15 protein-coding genes are annotated in these 20,663 nt (G+C 40.1%); 6 read left to right on the top strand and 9 right to left on the bottom strand.

What is annotated here, in order from left to right; translation table 11 throughout:
- Positions 1 to 20 precede the first annotated feature (20 nt).
- On the top strand, positions 21 to 929 hold the full coding sequence (locus QMF79_RS02205) for a 1,4-dihydroxy-2-naphthoate polyprenyltransferase (protein WP_281772588.1): 909 nt from the start codon (positions 21 to 23) through the stop codon (positions 927 to 929).
- Positions 930 to 1,002: 73 nt separating this feature from the next.
- Here the strand turns inward: QMF79_RS02205 and QMF79_RS02200 are convergent, their stop codons facing one another.
- The 3 genes from QMF79_RS02200 to tyrS form a co-directional block, all read right to left on the bottom strand.
- A complete protein-coding gene (locus QMF79_RS02200; RefSeq protein ID WP_281772587.1) occupies positions 1,003 to 1,863 on the bottom strand; it encodes an alpha/beta hydrolase in 861 nt (286 codons plus the stop codon).
- A 51-nt stretch (positions 1,864 to 1,914) separates the two neighbouring features.
- Complete coding sequence (locus tag QMF79_RS02195) at positions 1,915 to 3,990, bottom strand: TonB-dependent receptor domain-containing protein (RefSeq protein ID WP_281772586.1); 2,076 nt, start codon at positions 3,988 to 3,990, stop codon at positions 1,915 to 1,917.
- 358 nt (positions 3,991 to 4,348) lie between these two features.
- Positions 4,349 to 5,539: a tyrosine--tRNA ligase gene (gene tyrS / locus QMF79_RS02190; RefSeq protein WP_281772585.1), complete on the bottom strand. Its 1,191-nt coding sequence runs from the start codon at positions 5,537 to 5,539 to the stop codon at positions 4,349 to 4,351.
- Between the two features lie 357 nt (positions 5,540 to 5,896).
- Between tyrS and cpdA the strand changes: the two genes are divergently transcribed.
- Complete coding sequence (cpdA, locus tag QMF79_RS02185; RefSeq protein ID WP_281772584.1) at positions 5,897 to 6,736, top strand: 3',5'-cyclic-AMP phosphodiesterase; 840 nt, start codon at positions 5,897 to 5,899, stop codon at positions 6,734 to 6,736.
- 14 nt (positions 6,737 to 6,750) lie between these two features.
- Here the strand turns inward: cpdA and nudF are convergent, their stop codons facing one another.
- From nudF to QMF79_RS02170, 3 genes are read right to left on the bottom strand one after another with little or no spacing between them, the layout of a single operon-like run.
- Positions 6,751 to 7,371, bottom strand: a complete 621-nt coding sequence (gene nudF, locus QMF79_RS02180) for an ADP-ribose diphosphatase (protein WP_281772583.1) — start codon at positions 7,369 to 7,371, stop codon at positions 6,751 to 6,753.
- A complete protein-coding gene (locus QMF79_RS02175) occupies positions 7,364 to 8,095 on the bottom strand; it encodes a 4'-phosphopantetheinyl transferase family protein (protein ID WP_281772582.1) in 732 nt (243 codons plus the stop codon). The genes nudF and QMF79_RS02175 overlap by 8 nt, the downstream gene beginning before the upstream one ends.
- Before the next feature lie 4 nt (positions 8,096 to 8,099).
- Complete coding sequence (locus tag QMF79_RS02170; RefSeq protein WP_111354067.1) at positions 8,100 to 8,528, bottom strand: EamA family transporter; 429 nt, start codon at positions 8,526 to 8,528, stop codon at positions 8,100 to 8,102.
- A 187-nt stretch (positions 8,529 to 8,715) separates the two neighbouring features.
- Between QMF79_RS02170 and nhaA the strand changes: the two genes are divergently transcribed.
- The 4 genes from nhaA to QMF79_RS02150 all read left to right on the top strand — a co-directional run bounded on the left by nhaA (position 8,716) and on the right by QMF79_RS02150 (position 13,094).
- Positions 8,716 to 9,897, top strand: a complete 1,182-nt coding sequence (gene nhaA / locus QMF79_RS02165) for a Na+/H+ antiporter NhaA (RefSeq protein ID WP_281772616.1) — start codon at positions 8,716 to 8,718, stop codon at positions 9,895 to 9,897.
- A gap of 185 nt (positions 9,898 to 10,082) precedes the next feature.
- The gene (locus tag QMF79_RS02160; RefSeq protein ID WP_281772581.1) at positions 10,083 to 11,633 is read left to right on the top strand and encodes a phosphoethanolamine transferase; all 1,551 of its coding nucleotides are present in this window, start codon (positions 10,083 to 10,085) and stop codon (positions 11,631 to 11,633) included.
- Between the two features lie 372 nt (positions 11,634 to 12,005).
- Positions 12,006 to 12,683: a cation diffusion facilitator family transporter gene (locus QMF79_RS02155; protein ID WP_005707220.1), complete on the top strand. Its 678-nt coding sequence runs from the start codon at positions 12,006 to 12,008 to the stop codon at positions 12,681 to 12,683.
- Between the two features lie 24 nt (positions 12,684 to 12,707).
- Complete coding sequence (locus tag QMF79_RS02150) at positions 12,708 to 13,094, top strand: MerR family transcriptional regulator (protein WP_040218097.1); 387 nt, start codon at positions 12,708 to 12,710, stop codon at positions 13,092 to 13,094.
- Between the two features lie 111 nt (positions 13,095 to 13,205).
- Here QMF79_RS02150 and cpdB read toward each other — a convergent pair whose 3' ends face one another.
- From cpdB to QMF79_RS02135, 3 genes are all read right to left on the bottom strand, one after another.
- Positions 13,206 to 15,179, bottom strand: coding sequence for a 2',3'-cyclic-nucleotide 2'-phosphodiesterase (gene cpdB / locus QMF79_RS02145; RefSeq protein WP_281772580.1), 1,974 nt, complete (start codon positions 15,177 to 15,179; stop codon positions 13,206 to 13,208).
- 91 nt (positions 15,180 to 15,270) lie between these two features.
- A complete protein-coding gene (gene aphA / locus QMF79_RS02140) occupies positions 15,271 to 15,978 on the bottom strand; it encodes an acid phosphatase AphA (RefSeq protein WP_040218101.1) in 708 nt (235 codons plus the stop codon).
- Between the two features lie 79 nt (positions 15,979 to 16,057).
- Positions 16,058 to 20,431 carry a hemagglutinin repeat-containing protein gene (locus QMF79_RS02135; RefSeq protein ID WP_281772579.1) on the bottom strand — a complete coding sequence of 1,458 codons (4,374 nt, stop codon included), beginning with the start codon at positions 20,429 to 20,431 and terminating at the stop codon, positions 16,058 to 16,060.
- Positions 20,432 to 20,663 lie beyond the last annotated feature (232 nt).

Genomic DNA, 20,663 nt, shown 5'->3' with positions numbered 1-20,663 from the left:
TTCTAAACGAAACCTCTAAAATGAACAAAAATTCCACCTTTGCCATCTGGTTTAGCACGGCTCGCCCGAAAACTTTACCGCTTGCCTTGGCTTCTATTATTATCGGCTCAGCACTCGCTTATTGGGCAGGTAAATTTGATTTAATCACCACCCAACTTGCCTTTATTACCACCATTTTATTGCAAGTACTTTCTAATTTTGCGAATGACTACGGCGACCACGTAAAAGGCTCCGATACCGCTGAGCGAATTGGTCCACTGCGTGCGATCCAGCACGGGGCAATTACGGGCGAACAGCTGAAAATGGCAGTGATTATATTAAGTGCACTTTCTTTTATTTCGGGGGCAGCACTAAGTTTCTACGCTTATGAAGGAATTGAAGATCTGTTGGTCTTCTTAGGCTTAGGCGTGATCTCCATTGTTGCCGCGATTACCTATACCGTCGGCAAGAAAGCCTATGGCTATTTAGGTTTAGGCGATTTATTCGTGCTGATTTTCTTTGGTTTTGTGGCGGTAATTGGTGTGTTCTATTTGCAAGCTCACAGCTTGCCACTAATGATTTTTATCCCTGCCTTTGGTTGTGGTTTGCTTTCGGTTGCCGTGCTTAATATCAATAATCTCCGTGATATTAACCAAGACCGTAAAGCGGGGAAAAACACCCTTATCGTACGCATTGGCTCGAAAAACGGACGTATTTACCACGCGATTCTATTAGCACTATCGGTCGTTTCTTACCTGATTTTTGCGATTCTCAATTTCGAGCATTGGTATAACTACTTCTTCTTGCTTGCCGTACCACTTTTAGTCAAACATGGCTTATTTGTTTATCGCCATCAAGATCCGATTGAGCTTCGCCCAATTTTAGGGCAGATGGCAGGCTTAGCGTTAATCACCAATTTACTGTTTAGTTTGGGGATTTTCTTAGGATAGAAATTCTCCATACAATAAGCAAGATTCCTCTGAATATAGGCTAAAACCTCAACATATAAGGTTCTAGCCTTTTTCATTTCTGAATGAGCTCTACACTATATTTTATTGCTTCGGGTATCGAGTTCCCATGATTTTTATTTAAAATCCAAAGAAAGTGAGTATTATTGCCCTGTGATTTTAATTTTTCGCTCAACTGCTTTGCATTAAATGGGCGTATTTGTTGGCGCTGCTGAATGCGTTGTTTCTGTTCAGGTGTTATTTGCGGATCTTTTTCTGGAAACTCTTCATACTCACCAAGAGTAATTAAAATATGCTCAGGCTTATGTGCAATCCAATCACTCTTTTTAGGTAAAAATTCACCCTTTCCCCACCAAAGCGATGGGCTGGCAAGAGTGTAATACTGAAATAAATGAGGTTGATGGAATAGAATATAAAGCCCAAAAAGTCCGCCAAAAGAGTGCCCAAAGAAGTGCTGTTTTTTGTTATGAATACGATAATGTTGTTCAATATAAGGCTTTACTTCGGTTTGAATAAAACGTAGAAAATCGGCAGCACCGCCGCCATTTTTGAAGGTTTCGTCTTGAACCGAGAAAGTGTAATCTCTGCGACGTTCATTAATTGAATAAGCATTATCGGAAACATAGCCGATGCCCACAATCAGCGGAAGCGGTAAATCAGGATTTACCGCATTTACCGCCAATGGAAAATGTGCATTGCCATCAAGCAGGTAAAGCACGGGTAAAGGCTTAGATTGCTGCTTCGGCTCGGCAATAAATAAGCGATAAGCCTTATTTTCAAAGTGCATATCTTGTTGGTGGATATGATAATAAGCGGTCATTTTAGAGCTAAGTTTTGCAATGGTGAAATCAGGCTCGGCATAGCTTTTTGCTATTAATAACAAGCCCAACCAAAAGTAAAGAAAATATCGCGACATAAAATGCTCAGCAACATTTAGAAAGCCTAAATGTTGCTAATTCCCAACTGATTAAAAGGTGACGTTAAGGTTAGTCCATAAACGGCGTCCATCTTCTACTGTCCAGCTGCCCCCATTGGTGTTCACACGCTCTCCAATGTGATTGCCGATATTTAACACTGCCATAGTAAGAGCAACATTCGGGTTAAATTGGTAAGTTGCACCTAAATCAACAGTAGTATAAGCCTTGCGGGTACGGAATGGATTTTTATTATCGCCATTACGTGGATTTGCCCAAATTTGTTTGCCTTTATATGCCACACGAGTATAGGCTGTGAACGCATCGCTCATGTCCCAATTTAGCTTCGCACTCGCGGAATGTTTTGGTGTGTTATCCAACGGTAAACCGCGCAAACTAACTTTAGAGGCAGAGACATCTTCATCAGATTGGCGTTTAGAGTGTTGGTAAGTATAGCTTAAATCCGCATTCCAATGTTCGTTGAAAGGAATATGGGCAGCAATTTCTACCCCTTTCACATTTGCACGTCCTACATTGGCATATTCATACAATTTAGCCCCTGTTACAGGATCAGCCTTACCAGTGTAGTGGCTAGTTAATTTATTTCTGAAATCAGTATTAAACAAGGTAATGCTTGAACTATAGCCGTTATTATTGCTGTAAGCGAAAGCAACCTCTTGGTTTACACTCGTTTCAGGTTTGAGATTCTTATTCCCATAAATGACACCTGCACCAGCTTCGGTAGAGGTTACATAGCTTTCACTGATTTCACGAATGCTTGGTGCTTTAAAGGCTTTAGCTACCCCAGCTTTAAAGGTAAAGTTATCATTGAAGTGGTAGATCGCATAAGCTCTAGGCGTCCAATGTGTGCCATATTTTTCGTGGTTTTCAAAGCGAGAGCCGAGAGTAAGCAAAAGATGTTCACCAATATCAATGCGATCTTCTAAGAAGAATGCCGATTGCTTGATGCTATTTTTGCTGTTTTCAAACATCACTTTTGATGCCTTTTTGCCATTTGGTAATGTTCTCGTTTGCACTTTTGTCACAGAATCATCTTGTAATTTTGCTTGTTGTACTTGTCCACCAAAGACGAAGAAATGGTTAGAAAGTGGCAACATAAATTTCGCATCAAATACATTGTTTTTGATTTCTGGCTTACGGCTGTTCATCACATCATTCACCATCACCTCACGTTTAGCCACTTCTTGTGAGAAGCTAAGTTCTGAGGTCATAAAATCCCAATCTGCTTGGTGAGTGAAAGACCAATGGTTGCGGGTTGCACGGGTAGTGCTTGGGCTGTTTTTTGTTACTGAAGCCCCACGTGTTGTGGTTAAATCAATGGTTTTTCCTGGGGTTTCATCTTTAGATAGGCGATGACGACCTGCTTCAAAGATAAAGGTTTGTTTATCCACAGGGGTAAAGGTTAATTTGGCGTTAAGGTTGCCATCTTTATTTTTGTTTGATGCTCCAATCAGGCGATCTTCTTGACGATAGTTACCACCACCATAAACTTGCAACCCTAATACATTGCTAATTAGCGGACCTGAAACAAAGAAATCTCCGTGATAGCCATCACCAAATTCAGATTTATCGTGAACGGTAAAACCACTAGAAAATGAGCCAGTCCATTCTTTTGTCGTATTTTTAGTAATGATATTGACGACACCACCCATTGCATCAGAACCATAAAGCGAAGACATTGGTCCACGCACGACCTCAATACGTTCAATTGCACTCACAGGCGGAATGAATGCTCCTTCAAATCCACCATTACCATTTGGACGAGATTCTCGCGTATTTTGGCGGTGTCCATCCACCATAATTAAAGTGTAATCGGCAGGTAGACCACGAATAGAAATGTCTGATTTATTCGCATTACTGCCACTTACATTTACCCCTGGAATATCTTGGAGTGCATTTTCTAAACGATTAGCAGGGTGTTTTTTTAGCTGTGCTTGGCTGATTACACTAATGCTTGCAGGTGCATCACGCAATTCTTGTACAGCTCCTGAAGCGGTTACGACAATTGGAGAAAGTTCGAGTGATTGCTCTTCTGCCATTGCATTGCTTACTAATGTTACAAGCATAGCAAGGCGTAAAGGTGAAAGTTTCATTTTTATAGATTTCATAGATTATCCTTAACCAATTTGGTCAAAATTTGAGAAAAGCTGGCCGCTTGCAAGCTATGATGCTAATTAAAACGCTCAGTTGAATTTTATGATCACCGTACGAGGGCGAGTTTAGATGCTATGTGTTTCATGAGTGTGATTGTTTTCGTGTGAGGAAATATTAGATTATAAAAAACTAAAATATCCGAATAAGAAAGTAGGATGCATAGGAAATGACACAAATGATAATAACTCTTATACTCAATGTAAAGTATTGGTAAAAATTTTTTAGTTTTACGAACAAAAAAGATTCGGCTCTGCATAACACAAAACCGAATCTTTTTATTGAATGGATTTAACTTTATTCGTAACTGTCAACTTATTTCACCGTCACACGGGCAAATTTACGTTTACCCACTTGGTAAACAAAAGTGCCTTTTTGTGCGTTTTGGCGAACATCATCGACTTTCTCGCCATCAATTTTTACGCCACCTTGTTGAGCGGAGCGGATGGCTTCAGAGGTTGATGGCACTAAGCCCGCTTCTTTTAATAAGGTTGCTAAACCAATTTCGCCTTCAAAGGTAAATTCAGGCATTTCATCTGGCATCGCTCCTTTTTGGAAGCGGTTGATAAACTCCTGTTCTGCAGCGTTTGCAGCATCTTCATTGTGGAAGCGTGCGATGATCTCTTTTGCAAGTAGAATCTTCACATCACGCGGGTTTTTGCCTGCTTCGACTTCAGATTTTAACTGTGCGATTTCTACAAGCGGTCGGAAAGAGAGTAAATTATACCAATCCCACATTAACTCGTCAGAAATTGACATGATTTTGCCAAACATCTCGCTTGGAGCTTCGGTTACACCGATGTAGTTGCCAAGTGATTTTGACATTTTTTTCTCGCCGTCTAAACCGACTAAAAGCGGTAATGTCATCGCAACTTGCGGTTTTTGACCAGCTGATTTTTGTAATTCACGACCGATCAACAAGTTAAAGGTTTGGTCTGTACCACCGAGTTCCACATCGGCTTCTAATGCTACCGAGTCGTGACCTTGCAATAATGGGTAAATGAACTCGTGGATCGCGATAGATTGTTGGTTTGTAAAGCGTTTTTTGAAGTCATCACGCTCAAGCATACGAGCCACTGTGTAGTTTGACGCTAAACGAATCATACCCACCGTGCCGAGTTCGCCCAACCATTCTGAGTTAAATACGATACGCGTTTTTTGTGGATCTAAAATTTTGAAAATCTGCTCTTTATAGGTTTCTGCGTTGCGTAACACATCTTCACGAGAAAGTGGTGGACGCGTGGCATTTTTACCTGATGGGTCACCCACTGTTGCGGTAAAGTCACCAATTAAGAAGATGACTTCGTGTCCGAAATTTTGGAATTGACGTAGTTTATTTAACACCACCGTGTGACCTAAATGGATATCGGGTGCTGTTGGGTCTGCACCCAGTTTTACACGTAATGGACGGTTTTCTTTAAGCTTTTCGATTAAATCGGCTTCGGAGTAAATATCTTCTACACCACGCTTAAGCTCGGCAAGAATTGTTTCGATTGATTGGCTCATAATGTTCCTTAAAATAGGCTGAAAAATGGTTCTATTATAACGGCTTTGAAAAAAAAATGAAAAAAAACGCCGTATTTTGTGGGGGAATACGGCGCAAAGAGTTGGAGTGATTACCTATTATTATTTGGAATTTTTACAAATAATAATGATTATCACTAAAGAGGTCAAGCAATTCCTAAATAAAAATAATTCTCAATTGATTAAGTGGCTAAAAAACGAACAAATCTTTACTTTTGAAGATAGTTCACATTGCAAAATGAAAAAAAAATCCAACATACTTCTCATTTTTGAAAATTGGTTGCTGATCTTCGTTGCATAAATCAGTAAAGTATCGCCATCAATTTAGGGAATTATAAAATGAATACTTTTTATCCACTTGAGCCAAAGACATCGGTTATAAAATTACTCCAAATAACCGACCCACATCTTTTCTCGGATGATACAAAAGATCTGCTTGGCGTGAATACACACGCGAGTTTTCAAGCAGTATTAGATGAAATCCAAGCGGAAATGCAAACGCAAGCGGTTGATTTTGATGCCATTTTAGCAACGGGGGATTTAATTCAAGATCATCAATTTGAAGGCTATGTGCATTTTGCCGAGATGATACAACCGCTTGCAAAGCCCGTATTTTGGTTGGAAGGCAATCACGATCAGCAACCACAAATGAGTTTGTTGTTAGGCAAGTTTGATTATATTCGCCCCGAAAAACAGATTTTTGCAGGCGATCATTGGCAGATTTTGATGCTCAATAGCCAAGTGGCTTCTGCACCGAGTGGTTTTTTATCTAAAGGGCAATTGGCGTGGCTGAACCAAAAGTTGAGCGAAAATCCTGAACGCTTTACGTTGGTGGTTTTGCACCACAATATTTTATTTACTAACTCAGCGTGGCTGGATCAACATAGTCTTAAAAATCGCGATGCATTGGCAGAAATTTTGGCACTTTATCCGAACGTGAAATCGATTTTGCACGGGCATATTCATCAAGAAGTGGATGATGTTTGGAATGGCATTCGCATTCTTTCCACGCCCTCTACTTGTATTCAATTTAAGCCAAATTGTGATGATTTTACCCTAGATAATCTCCCACAAGGTTGGCGAGAGCTTTCCTTATTTGAGGATGGACGCATTGAAACGGAAGTCAAGCGGTTAAAAACGCAAGCATTTTTACCGAATTTTGATTCGCAAGGTTATTAACCGCCTTAGGCTTTTTATTGATATCTCTTATAATTCAGTTCTAACCACTGCAAGCCAATGACGGCAATCACATTATCAATTTTTCCCTCAACAATCCATTGGTAGGCTTGTTGGCGTGGGATGACGTGCACTAAAATATCTTCGTTTTCTGCTTCCAAACCGTGGATTGAACCGTTGCTGACTTGGGTACTGTCGATTAAACCGAGGAAAAGATGCAAACGTTCGAATTGTCCACCTGGGCTGTCCCAAACGCTTAAGGCGTGTTCGACCTCTTTGACTTCAATCCCCGCTTCTTCAAAGGCTTCGCGTTTGGCAACTTCAGCTGGGTTCTCTTCGCCTTTATCCACCATGCCTGCCACTAATTCGAGCAACCACGGGGTTTGGTCTGAATGTTTGTGATATGCACCAATGCGAACTTGCTCAACCAACACCACATTATCCAATTTTGGATCGTAAGCAATCAGTGCTGCTGCTTCGCCTTTAACAAGTAATTCACGCACCACTTCGCCGCTGAATTTGCCTGAAAAAAGTTTATGGCGAAAATGGATTTTCTTTAGCTCAAAATGTCCTTTATAGACAGTCTCTTCTTTAATAATTTCGAGGTCTTTTTGACCAAATTGTAAGATATTACTCATACGATATTCCTTCATTGACTGAATAAACAAGCGGTTGAAATGCACAGTTTTTTTGCAAACTGCCCTTTTTCCATTCCCATAAATCTAGTTGGCATTTGTTGTGAACTCCAAAGAAATAGGCAAGAAAAAACGGGAATTGATGATAAAAATGCAAAATGCCTTGCGGGCAATGCTGGCTTTTAATCGTTTTCTTATTAGGGCGGTGGCTCACTTCCGATAGCTTAATAATCCCTATGCCCTGCGATTTTAGCACTGCTTCTCGCAAACACCAGCTTAAATAAAAGCGTTCGGCTAAATTCGTCAAAATCTGCGGTTTGTCAAGCAACTGTTCTGCTTCAACAGCATCGGCATAGTGGCGGATCAGCGGTTCAAAACGGCGAGTTTTTTGCGGATGTTCTAAATCAATACCGACTACAGGGCTTCGTTCTCCACTTGCCGTTTTTGCAAAAATAATGGCGACATAATTGCCCGAATGCGTGATGTTAAAATCGATTTCTTGCTGTGCGAAATAAGGGCGACCATTTTTTGCTCTCTGAATTTGCTCGGCTAAATTTGGATTTAAATTGTGCTTTTTGAGCAATGTTTTCAGCAGGAATTTTGCTATTCGTCGGCTTTTCCAACGCTTTAGTTGGCGTTCGGTTAAATGTTCAGGTGGTGAAAATGGCTCGGTAATAGATTCATCATTGTGAGCGAACACCACATCAATATTGCAAATCTTGCCCATAATTCTACCGCTTGAAAGCAAGTGTTAAAACGCCTGCAACTACTAAGCCGATGCCTAGCCACTCTTGTTGGCTTGGGCGTTCGCCTAAAAACAGAAAAGCAAAAACAGCAACCAGTGCAAGGCTCAATTTATCGATCGGGGCGACTTGTGAGGCGTTGCCCATTTGTAAGGCTTTAAAATAAGCCAACCACGATGCTCCCGTTGCTAAGCCTGAGAGGATTAAAAATAGCCAGTTTTTACCGTTGAGCGAGCTAAGTGGCTGCCATTTGTTGGTGTAGGTTAAAAAAAGAATAAGAGCAAGAATGATAACGATGGTGCGAATAAAAGTTGCAAAATCGGAATTGACGCCTTGCAACCCTATTTTGGCAAAAATTGCGGTGAGCGAGGCAAAAACTGCCGAGGCGAGTGCCCAATAAAGCCAGTGATTTGACATAAATAAATTTCTTTTAATTTGATATTTTCGATAGACTATATTTTATCAAAATTATGGATAAAATAACTTTTCTTTTATGATAAAAAAATGTTATAAGATAATAGAACTAAGTGTGCAAGCGGTCAATTTTACCGTTTGTGTTGCAGTTTTGTTTTACGATGTTTTTTGCCAATATAAGGAGTGAATGATGATTAGGCAAATTAAGAATTTCCTTAAACTTGAATCTTCAGGCGGTATTCTGCTTTTTACTGCGGCTATATTAGCGATTATTTGTGCCAACACAGGCGTACAATCTGTCTATTTTGATTTTTTACAAACCCAAGTGGTGTTGAAGGTTGGAGCCTTTGCGATTGATAAACCACTTTTAATGTGGATTAATGATGGCTTTATGGCGGTCTTTTTCGTGTTGGTAGGGCTTGAAGTCAAACGAGAAATGTTTGAAGGCTCGCTTTCAAGCGTGCGTAAAGCTTCTCTTCCCGCTTTTGCCGCATTTGGTGGAATGATTGTGCCTGCGTTGATTTACTATTTTATCAATCATCATGATCCTGAACTTGTTCGTGGTTGGGCAATTCCAATGGCGACGGATATTGCTTTTGCATTAGGTATTGTCGCATTACTCAGTAAGCAAGTGCCATTACCATTAAAAATGTTCTTGCTTGCGTTAGCCATTATTGATGATATTGGTGCTATTGTGGTAATTGCTATTTTCTTCTCACACGAAATGAGTATGCCTGCGTTAATTGTGGCGAGTCTTGCGATTATTACGTTATTCACGATGAACCGTTATAAAGTAGTGAGTATGATTCACTACTTAATCGTTGGCTTAATTTTATGGGCATCTGTACTGAAATCAGGCGTACATGCGACATTAGCGGGTGTGATCATTGGTTTTGCAATCCCTCTACGAGGTAAAAATGGTGAAACACCTCTTTACCACTTAGAACATATTTTAGCCCCTTGGTGTTCATTTGTGATTCTACCGCTCTTCGCATTTGCCAATGCAGGCGTTTCATTTGATGGTATGAGCTTAGAAAAATTAACCTCACCCGTACCACTAGGTATCGCACTTGGTTTGTTCATTGGTAAACCAGTTGGTGTATTCTTATTCAGCTATGTTGCGGTGTTGCTTCGCCTTGCAGGTTTACCACAAGGGGTCAATTTCAAACAGATTTTTGCGATTGCGGTGCTTTGCGGTATTGGCTTCACGATGTCTGTTTTTATCGCAGGCTTAGCTTTCGGTGCGGATAATAATAGCAACAATATGCTCCCATTAGCTCAATTAGGTATCTTAATTGGAACAAATTTATCGGCAGTTGTGGGCTATATTCTATTGAAAGCTACCACGAATAAGAATAAAGTAACGGCTTAATGATTGCCCTCGCCCCTTGTGGGAGAGGGATAATTTCGATGCGTTGAGCATTGAAATTTGGGAAAGGAGTAAGCGGTCATTTTTGACCGCTTTTTTGCTTCTCTTTGGCAAAATTGCTTAATGCAATTTTCCCTGTCTCTTCCTACGGGGGGAGAGAGTAAACGTTTTTCTTATCTATTCGTATTATGAAATTCACTAATCTTTCTAAACCTACCGCACTGATATTAATTCTTGCAATTACTCTACTCAGCAGCTATTTCCTCCTCATCGGCTCAGGAATGTTCCCTGAACCTGATTTCGGGCAAATTCTGCTGACCAGCGTACTGATTATTTTCCTCAGCTCTAGCAAAAAAGGCTTCTATTTTTTACTGCTTCCGCTAGCAATCATTCACGCAATTTATACGCCAACAGGCTTAAATTTTGGGGCACCAAGTTACCAGTATATCGCCTCAATTTTTGCCACGGATTTGCTTGAAACTAAAGAGTTCTTACAGCAAATGCCAATCAGCAGCTACCTCATTGCGTTTGTAATTCCGTTGCTTATCTGGCTACAATATAAAATCCGTTTGAATACAGGCATTCAATTCCAACGCAATCGCACCTTCGTGGCTCTTTCGGGTTTGCTCTTTGCTTATTATTTACCCATTGCTGAACCACTTAAACAAGCGGTTGATTCTGCGGTAAAAATTACCAAAGAGATGCACACGCTTAAAGAGATGGCAAAAGCGAACAATTGGGGCAGCTCAACGCTCGAAAATTCGAAATATGATGATTATGTGATTGTATTAGGCGAAAGTGCTCGCAAAGATTACCATCACGCCTATGGCTACCCTGTGGAAAACACTCCTTTTATGTCGAATGCGAATGGTACGTTGATTGACGGAATGACTTCCGCGGGAACAAACACTATCGCGTCATTGCGTTTAATGCTTACGTTGCCAAACAAAGAAAGTTGGGAGCCACACTATGATTTGAGCTTGCTTGACCTCGTAAAATCCGCAGGCGTAAAAACCTATTGGATTTCCAATCAAGGCTTTTTAGGCGAATATGACACACCAATTTCCTCGCTTGCCTCCAAAGCAGACGAAACAAGCTTTCTTAAAAATGGTGGTAGCTTTAACTCTACCAATTACAGCGACTTTGACCTCTTGCCGAAATTCGCTCAAGTGTTAGAAGCCCCTGAACAAGGCAAACGCTTTATCATATTGCACCTTTACGGCTCACACCCATTAGCTTGTGACCGCGTGGAAGATTATCCGAAAATCTTTAAAGAAGGTGAAATCAAACCACAATATGATTACCTCAATTGCTACATATCATCAATTAAGAAAACCGATGATTTCTTAAAACGCACCTATGAGCAATTGAAAACGAACGAACAAAAAACGCACCGTTCATTCTCGATGATCTATTTCTCTGACCACGGTTTATGTCATCAAACGAACGAAAAAGATGGTGCGATTTTGTTCAACCAAAACTGTCACAGCCAGTTACACCATAATATTCCGCTATTTAAAATTTCGTCTGATGACACTGAACGCCACGAATATAAAGTGTTCAAATCTGGATTGAACTTCTTAGAAGGCATCGCCCATTGGGTGGGGATTCAAAATCCAAAACTTGGCGAGGAAGATCTGTTTTCAAACCAAGCGGATAAAGACGACTATGGTTTACAAAAACAGATTAAAGAGAAGTATCGTAAAGATGCGGATCCTGCGGTGGATATTCGGAAGTAATACAATAAAAACGGCACTTTTTGTGCCGTTTTTCTTATCTATTTACAACTCTCAACAAATCAATCTACTACCGCTCAATTATTTTTCTTGTTTCCATTCCACCATAGCTTCAACAAAACTCAATAATTTCGCCCGATCTTTCGTATTTAGTTGTGCAAGTAATTCGTCAAATTGGCGAGATTTCAACGCCAACTTAAAAACAAAGTTAAATTTAGCTAAAACTGGCTTTATCGGTAAAACAAAATTGTTGAATTGGTTTGGGTATTGAGTCTACGTCGGCACCCGATTAAATGTACGTTTTATGACTTGACATTGTAGTTACTACAGACTTTATGATTCTTGCAAAGTAAATCAAATAGTTAAGGAAATAAAATGAAAGAAGTTTCTATAGTAAAAAATTATACTCCTAAAGAATACCAGCAGCATGCATCTTGCCCTCATAGTCAAATTTCTAAAAATAAAATGGTATTAGGCATCAGTTTTGCAATTATTACCTTTTATATGGTTGTTGAATTTCTAGGGGGATATTGGTTTAACAGCCTTACTTTGATGGCTGATGCCGGGCATATGGCAAATGATAGTTTATCTATTTTTTTAGCATGGATTGGATTATTTTTAAGTCTAAAATGGCAAAAATGGTTAGCTTTAATCAATGGAATTTCATTAATTTGGGTCGCTATTTGGATTTTTATCGAGGCTGTAACACGTTGGCAGGCTCCGATAGAAATAGACGCTTTGCCAATGTTAGGTGTAGCTTTACTAGGGTTTGGGATTAATTTGTTGGTAGCTTTTATAATGCTAAAAAGTAATCGCCATAATTTGAATATTCGTGCAGCATATTTGCATGTTTTAGTAGATTTATTTGGTTCGGTTGTTGCTATTATTGCAGGAATAAGTGCTTGGTGGTTAAATTGGCAGTGGGTTGATGTAGTCGCTAGTGGTATTTTAAGTCTTTTTGTCTTATACAGCGGTATTTCTACAGTTTTTCAAGCTGTTAAATCATTGTATGATAGAAATACACATTTCTTATTAGGTGATCATTCTCATTAAAGTAAAAAATTGCTTGAGGAAATAATGAAAATTAGTGAATTAAGTAAATCTACACATACTAATATTGAAACTATCCGATACTATGAAAAGCAAGGAGTATTGCAGCCACCTAAGCGGTTGGTTAATGGTTATCGATATTATGATGAAGAGAGCGTAGAGCAATTAAACTTTATCAAAAAATGTCGGACATTGGGTTTCTCTTTAGAGAATATTAAGGTACTCAATCGTATTAAATTCAGTATGGAAGATCATTATCAGGCGGATCAATTAGTACTGAATCAACTGATTCAAGTGGAAAATAAAATATCTCAATTATTAGAAATTAAAGCTTTTTTACAGTCCATTGTTACCGAAAGTGAACATAATGAAGAGGAATGTAAAGCAATAGAAGGGTTGAAAAGTATAAAATAAAGAAGATAGATTGCGAACTAAGTAAAAACCTCTAAAAATTTGACCGCTCTTTAGGAAGAAAAAATGCCGCCTAAATTTTAATTTTTAGACGGCATTTTATTTTCCTAATTATTATTTAGATAAATCAATTTGATACACTGCAAAACCGATTTCGTCAGTACCCACTTGTTTCATCGGGTATTGTGCTTTTTCTGCGATAAATTTCGCTGCTTGTTCGCTTGGCGATGTTTCAAAACGGACATCTAATTTATCGTTACCTGTGATAGGCACAAAACGCCAGTTTTTATCCGCATTTGGATTGACTGAACCCTCTTTCTCACTGGTTGCTTTAATATAATCAGCCAAAATTTGACGGCTTTCATCTGGTGAAGCGTACACAATATGTTTATCACCTGTGCCTGGGAATTTATTGCCATAAGCACGATAGTTATTGGTTGCAATTAAAAATTCTGCTTTAGGATCAACTGCTTCGCCTTGGTAAGTTAAATTTACTACGCGATGCGAATCTGGGTTGATAAGTTTGCATTCGCCGTCGTAACGAGCAGGTTTGGTTAGATCGTATTCATAATTAACACCATCAATCACATCAAAGTTGTAAGTACGGAAGCCTTCCCAGTCGATTAATGATTGTGGTTTATCACTGGTAGGGTCAATTTGTTTAAACATACCTGCACTGCACTCTAACCATTCTTTTAATTGTTCGCCTGTGGCTTTAACAACTACTAATGTATTTGGATAGAGATATAAGTCTGCCGCATTACGGAAAGTTAATTCACCTTTGTTCACTTCGGTATAGCCCGTTGGGTCATTTTTACGACCACCCGCTTTAAATGGAGCACCTGCACTTAAAATAGGCAAACCAGCCATTTCTGCCACACTTGATGCCACTTTTTCAACGTATGCTTTTTGTGCCTGGTTTACAATTTGAATGGTTGGATCATCTTGCACTAATGCAAGGTAGCTATACATATTATCTGTGGCTTTTCCGATAGGTTGAGACACAAACTTACGTGTTGCCTCGTGAACTGGTGCTAAAAGAGCGGTGATTTCTGGATCATTTTTTGCAAGTGCTTTTTTGGTTTCTACATCATAAATTGGGCGAAGCACAGCTTTGCCTGAAGTAACAATCCATTTGCCTTTGTGTTCTGTTAAGCCTAAATCTACCACACTGATATTATTTGCCCAATAGCCTGCCATACTTTCTGGTACGCCTTTTACGGTACCATTTACGATGTCCGCATTTGGTGATTTCGCAAATTCTTTATTTGGGAATAAACGGTGTGAGTGACCAAAAATAACTGCATCAATATGTGGAACATCGGCTAAATAGAATGCAGAGTTTTCAGCCCCTTCTTTGTATGGTTCATCAGACGGGCCTGTGTGAGCTAATGCAACGATAATATCTGCCCCTTTTTTCTTCATTTCAGGGACATATTTTTGTGCTGTTTTTACAATATCACGGGTTTCCACTTTACCTTGAAGGTTCGCTTTATCCCAAACGATAATTTGTGGTGGTACAAAACCTATATAACCGATTTTTAATTTATGTGTTTTACCATTATTATCCACCACAGATTTTTCTTGAATGACATAAGGTGTGAAATAAGGTTCTTCTGTCCCTGCTTTTACTACGTTAGCATTCACAATCGGGAATTTAGCTTGTTTGATGGCATCTGCAAGATAATTGAGACCATAGTTAAATTCGTGGTTACCTAATGTACCCACTTCATAATTCATCGCATTTAAACAATCGACCGCAGGGTTAGATTTACCCTCTTTATAGCCTTGTGCAGCTTGATAGTCTGCAATAGGGTTACCTTGAATTAGGTCACCATTATCTACTAATACACTATTTTTTACTTCAGCACGTGCTTGACGAATAAGGCTTGCTGCACGAGTAAAACCGAATTTATCGGTTGGTGCATCTTTATAATAGTCAAAATCGGTCAAGAAACTATGAACATCTGTTGTTGCCACAATGCGTAAATCAACATCGCTCTTTCCTTTTGCCATCGCAAAACGGTTTGCACTTAATGCAAGAATACTGGTCGCACCAATTTGAATAAAATGGCGTCTGTTCATCATAAAAACTCCACAAAAATTTTGAAAAAGTAGGCGGATAGAAATCCGCCCACATAAACATGTTTATCCTATTTTAAGGTCATTCAACACTATTTTAATAGCTTGAATTGATTAAAACTTCTTCGCCATAACCGCCTAAAGTTGGCATTGGCTGGTAAGTTGAGTTTGCCGCACGCATTAGACGAATACCGCGAATGCCTGCCTCTTTCGCAGCTAAAATATCATCATCGCTGTCGCCATAGTGGATTGTCACTTTATGGGCAATAATACCAGGGGTTTTATTATATTTTGTCGTACGTTCACGACCACCCATAAATTCCACTGGATGCATATTTTTAATATCAAATGCTTTTTGTAATACAGAGGTTACGCCATCGGTTTTACCTGCTGTACGACCCGTAATAAAGTAAATCTGATCGCCACGCTCTTGGTGCATTTTGATTAAATCTGCACCAATTTGTTTTGGAATTGAGTAATTATCACACCCTGCATTTACTTCATTCCAGAAGTCTTGATTTTTTAAGTAATCTTGTTTGCCTGGTGAGTATTTTTGCTGACCGTAGTAGAAGCAAGGGCTACTAAATAACACGGTGTCGTCAATGTCAAAGCTCACATTAATCGGTGCTTTGCCTTCTAATTCTTTTTTAATTTGATCAACTGAAATCCAGTGAATGGGTTGTTCAACCAACATTTCACGGGCGTTAGTGCCTGATTGAGTGTAAGGCTCAGTTTTAGACGCAAATGCTGGCATCATTAAACTACCGATAACGACTGCTAATGAGAGTTTAGTTAATTTGTTCATAAAGAATCCTCTGTTGATGATTGAAATAAGCGGTCAACTCTTCATAAAATTTTGCAAAAAATTGACTGCTTGATGGGGTTTAGTGTCTTACACGTACTTTATAATTTACTTTATTATTTTTAATAAGTTGTAAATTTACTGCTCGTATTGGTTTTACTACCTGTCTTACTTTTTCAGGAATTTTTGCTTCAACTTGTTTTTTTATCGCGGTAGTAGCTTCCGCTTTAAAATGTATTTGGCGACTACGATGATTTTTCATCTCAGTACGAGATTTCACGCCTTTGACTACAACTGTATCCTGTGTTGCATTCACGCCAGCATTAGTTGCTGTTTGTTGATGTTTGGCGTTAACCTCTAATTTTGCATCCGCTTTCACACCTGCAATAGAACCGTTATTCCAGTCATTTTTTGCTGCTTCTGCCCACTTATCAGTAGTTGGTACAGCGAGTTTACCACTACCATTTGCAGCAAGGCTTACACTTACTTCATTGACTTTATTAGCTAATTGCTCACTGTGAGAGTCACCTGAAATCGTACCGCTTGCGTGGTTAGCATTGACAGAGCCACCGATAAATTTCGCATCACCACCAGTATTGATTTTAGCAGTATCGGTGTTGAGAGTGGTTTCGGTATGTGTTTCATTACGCACCACGTTCACAGCAAGATGACCGCTACCTGAAGACGGAGTCCATTTTTGTTCAGCCACGCCACCGCCTAGTTTTAAGCCTACTGAAACATCGGTTTTGTTCACGCTATCTGTTGCTGCCGTTAAGGCTAAATTGCCTTTGCCTGCATTAAGATTGAGCTGTTCAGAGGTTGAGGTCACGCCTTTTAAATTCACCCCGTTTTGAGCTTGAATGCTCACGTTTTTACCGTTTACCGCCACGCCTGTGTGCGTTTGGCTGTTTTCGGTGTTTACGCCTACATTTGCATTGAAGCCTGCATTTGCTACTTTAGCTCCAATATTCACGCCAGTAGCAACAGTGGCCGCAACGCTTTGTACAGCATTATTACCTGCGGTGATATTAACTCGGTTACCAGAAAGTTGTGCATTTTCAACCGCTTGTACGTTGGTGCCTTGTAAGCCTAAAGTGCCTGTGGTGTGTACTTTCACATTATGACCAGCGATGGTGCTTGTTACTGCTTGGCTTTGGTTGCCGTTTTTACCATTTGCAGAAAGGCTTAAATCAATAGATGGAACGGCTGCACCTGCTGATGGCACAACCATTGCACCAACACCGACTTTCGCATCAAAACCACCACCTGATTGGGTTTTACTACTTGTTGCTTGGCTGAATTGAGCACTTTGAGCTTGAATATTCACATTTTCACTTGCGTTAATATTTGCTTGGCTATTCAATTTGCCTGTGTGAATGTTCACGTTTTTCGCATTAATTGAGCCTTGCACAGCATTGCTTTCTTGGCTAGCTGATTGGTTGTAATTTGCTCCTACTTTTGCCGCAACGTTAAAGCGTTGGAAGTCAGTAGTATCGGCTGAAACGCCTAAACTCGCCCCAGCTGAAAGGCTGTTTTTCTCAACACGATTTGCAACTGCTACAAGTTGATGGTTGTTTGAATTAAATTGTGCCGTTTCTCCCGCCTTGTATTGGGTCGCATTATCTTGAATGTGGTTTGCATTCACGCTGATATTTTTGCCCGCTTGTAACTGCGTTGCGGTATGCGTTGTGATTGAAGCGGTTTCGTGCCCACCTTTAGCAGAAAGTTCTGCATTCACATTAAAGGCTTTCGCTTGGTTGATGCCAGCCGACACGCTGAGATCCACGTTCACATTATTGCCAAAGCTATTTGTGCTATTTTTTTCAGTCGTGTGAAGTACCTCTTTCGCATTTTCTTGGATATTTCCGCCTGCTTGCACTTGGCTGCCTTGATGCTCAATACGATTAGCGTTGAGTTTTACATCATTTGACGCTGAAAGTTTGCTTGCTTGGGCTTTGTTTTCCACGCTTGAAGTTAAAGCGTGAGCCACACTCACACCTAACGTACCACTTAATTTGCTCTCTGTTATTGTACCGCTCAAACCAACATTTACTTCATTTTTCACGCTGTTGTTGATGCTTTGATTTTGAGCTGCCTGTGTCGTGATTTTATCCGCGTTAATGACTAAATTGCCGTGAGTTGCCGCCACTTCACTGCCTGAAACAGTCACAGTTTTTGCATTCAATGCTACATCACCACCTTTTACGCTTGAACCTGTATGCGTTGTTGTGTGACTATTTTGGCTGTTATTGTAAACGTTCAAGCCTAAGTGGAATTTACCTTCTGCATTTACAGAATCTGCTTTTTTCTCTTTGCTGATTTCAACATCTGAATCCACGCTTGGCGTGCCTTTGCTGTTATCAATATTAAGGTTTGCAGTTAAATGTCCGTGTTGGAATGATGTTTTGAGGCTATCGAAACCGCCTGCGAAACTAAAACCAGCCTTACTTGATTCCGTATGAACGTGGTTAGCTGCACCTTTCACTTCAATGCCACTTTTTGCTGCAATATCGAGCAACCCTGCAGATTGCACTGTTGAGCCCACAATGCTCACGTTTTTGTTGGTAGAAAGTTGGAGATTTGATTCTGATTTTAAGGTTGAACCTTTTGCAGTAGAGGTATGTGTATAGCTACTTTGGCGAGCCTTGGTAATATCAAAAATTGTACCTTGACGAGCGTAATCAACTGCAGTGGTTTTTGCTTGAGTGCTATCAATGACTAATGCACCTGCATTGCCTTTTACCATGCCATTACCACCTGTTACGACACGGCTGCCTGAAATATGCACGCCACGGCTTGCATCTAAAGTTGCATCGCCTTTAACGGTAAAATCAGCCCCGTGAACAGTTTCCGCACTTCTGCCTGTACCCACTGTTTTAGAGCCTGCTAAACCACCCCAGAAACGCATATCATCGCTGAGGTTGTAGCTTTCAGTTGATTTTTCAGACGCAAAGCTCAATGCACCACTATTTTTTGCCAATAATGCACCATCCACATTTGCCACTACGCCTGTTAAATGTACGTCGCCTTTACCGCCTAAAATAAGATCTTGTTCAGTCGTTAATTCTGTCGCAGTGTAGTGTTGCACGCTACTATCTTGGCTACTTAAACCTGTTTTTAAACGTGCAGTTTCATTTTTAAATTCAGCTCGAGCCATTTGAGTAGTAGTGGCTTTTACACCACGTAAATTCACGCCTTGTTCGCCATAAATAGCGGTCGTTTTTGCGGAAACTTTTGCACCTTCAGCGGTCACTTTGCCTTTGGTTGCTTCAATGTTTACGCTATCGCCTGCAATCGTAGTGCGGTGTGTGGTTTCAACACGATTACTCTCTTGTTCATTGCGATACCAGCTACCTTTGCTTTGGTTTTTGCTGTGTTCACGTAAATTTACGGTTTTTTCTGCCCCTAAATGTACATTGCCACCACGAATATTGCTATTTTTGGCTTGAATATCTGTGCCTACGATATTCAAATTACCGCTGATATTCATATCAAATTGTTCAGCTTGAATACGCGTTGCTTGGTAAGTTTCGCTTGAACCACTTTGATGTTCACGAGCTTGTACGCCATTTTGATGCGTAATTTTTGTTTTACCACGATCTGTATGACGACTAATTCTACCATTTAAGTTTGCATTGCCTGCGGTAATATCCACTTCTTTTGCTTGTAAATCGGCTGCTTGTGCGGTAATGGTGGCACGATCATCGGTTGAATGAATACGAATTCTACCCGCTTGAATACTACCCACGACTTTGCCGTCTAGCACTTGACCTTTACGCTCTGCAGTTGTAATTTTAAGCGTGCCATTGTCTTCACGTGCAATTTTATTTTTGCCCGTAATCACATTCACCCCTTCGCTGGTGGTAATTTGACCGCCAACGGTCACTTGCGGGGCGATTAAATCAATGTCGCCAGAACTGGTAATTTTGCCGTTGGTGCTTAACGCTTTATCGCCTGTTGCATCATAGCCTTTAAGTTTACCCTCTGCGACTTGCGGCTTACCTACCACAAGCGAAGCACGAGGCGTATTAATAAAACCGCCTCCTTCCACGCTAATGCCGTTCGGGTTAGCTAACACATAATCGGCTTTATCACCAAAGATTTCTTGCTGACCAGCAATTTTAGAAGAATTGCGACTCACCACTTCATTAAGAATCACTTTTGCGGATTGGGTTTTGAGATTTGGGTTGGCGTTCAGATCGCCTGCGAGTTGAGATTTGCCATTTTGACGAGCGTTATTTAACACCGCTCCTGCCTTATCCACATTGAATTTATCGTATCGGTTATGCGATAAACCCGCATTGCTTGGGTTGGCGATATTGATAATTTCAATGCCCTGTTTTTTGCTCACTTGCGTATTAGCATCGGCACTAGTGATTTCCGCAAACGCTGATTGACCTGCAATACTCAATGCAATCGCAAGCGAAATTTTGCTTAAAGAGTAGGATTTAGACATATTGGCACCTCGTAAAATGAACACTGAAGCGGTCAAACTTCCGTGCTGTTTTGCAATTTTCCGCAAAATTTGACCGCTTGTCGCTAAATAAAAAACATTAGTATTAAAGCAAAAATGCTTGGTTTAGACTAGAGGTTTATTGGGTAAAAATGTGATCTAGTTCACAAAAATAGAAAAATTTTGGAGCATTTTGGCTTACTTTTTACGCAAACGTTTTCGTATGTTGAGGTTT

The organism is Pseudohaemophilus parahaemolyticus (assembly GCF_938021905.1).
GTDB classification, from domain to species: Bacteria; Pseudomonadota; Gammaproteobacteria; order Enterobacterales; family Pasteurellaceae; genus Haemophilus_A; species Haemophilus_A parahaemolyticus_B.
Note: the sequence above shows the minus strand (reverse complement) of the source record. Positions and strands in the feature narration are given on the sequence as shown.

Coding starts and splice junctions, on each gene's coding strand:
- QMF79_RS02205 (WP_281772588.1), top strand. CDS start 21: ATGAACAAAAATTCCACCTTTGCCATCTGGTTTAGCACGGCTCGCCCG.
- QMF79_RS02200 (WP_281772587.1), bottom strand. CDS start 1,863: ATGTCGCGATATTTTCTTTACTTTTGGTTGGGCTTGTTATTAATAGCA.
- QMF79_RS02195 (WP_281772586.1), bottom strand. CDS start 3,990: ATGAAATCTATAAAAATGAAACTTTCACCTTTACGCCTTGCTATGCTT.
- tyrS (WP_281772585.1), bottom strand. CDS start 5,539: ATGAGCCAATCAATCGAAACAATTCTTGCCGAGCTTAAGCGTGGTGTA.
- cpdA (WP_281772584.1), top strand. CDS start 5,897: ATGAATACTTTTTATCCACTTGAGCCAAAGACATCGGTTATAAAATTA.
- nudF (WP_281772583.1), bottom strand. CDS start 7,371: ATGAGTAATATCTTACAATTTGGTCAAAAAGACCTCGAAATTATTAAA.
- QMF79_RS02175 (WP_281772582.1), bottom strand. CDS start 8,095: ATGGGCAAGATTTGCAATATTGATGTGGTGTTCGCTCACAATGATGAA.
- QMF79_RS02170 (WP_111354067.1), bottom strand. CDS start 8,528: ATGTCAAATCACTGGCTTTATTGGGCACTCGCCTCGGCAGTTTTTGCC.
- nhaA (WP_281772616.1), top strand. CDS start 8,716: ATGATTAGGCAAATTAAGAATTTCCTTAAACTTGAATCTTCAGGCGGT.
- QMF79_RS02160 (WP_281772581.1), top strand. CDS start 10,083: ATGAAATTCACTAATCTTTCTAAACCTACCGCACTGATATTAATTCTT.
- QMF79_RS02155 (WP_005707220.1), top strand. CDS start 12,006: ATGAAAGAAGTTTCTATAGTAAAAAATTATACTCCTAAAGAATACCAG.
- QMF79_RS02150 (WP_040218097.1), top strand. CDS start 12,708: ATGAAAATTAGTGAATTAAGTAAATCTACACATACTAATATTGAAACT.
- cpdB (WP_281772580.1), bottom strand. CDS start 15,179: ATGATGAACAGACGCCATTTTATTCAAATTGGTGCGACCAGTATTCTT.
- aphA (WP_040218101.1), bottom strand. CDS start 15,978: ATGAACAAATTAACTAAACTCTCATTAGCAGTCGTTATCGGTAGTTTA.
- QMF79_RS02135 (WP_281772579.1), bottom strand. CDS start 20,431: ATGTCTAAATCCTACTCTTTAAGCAAAATTTCGCTTGCGATTGCATTG.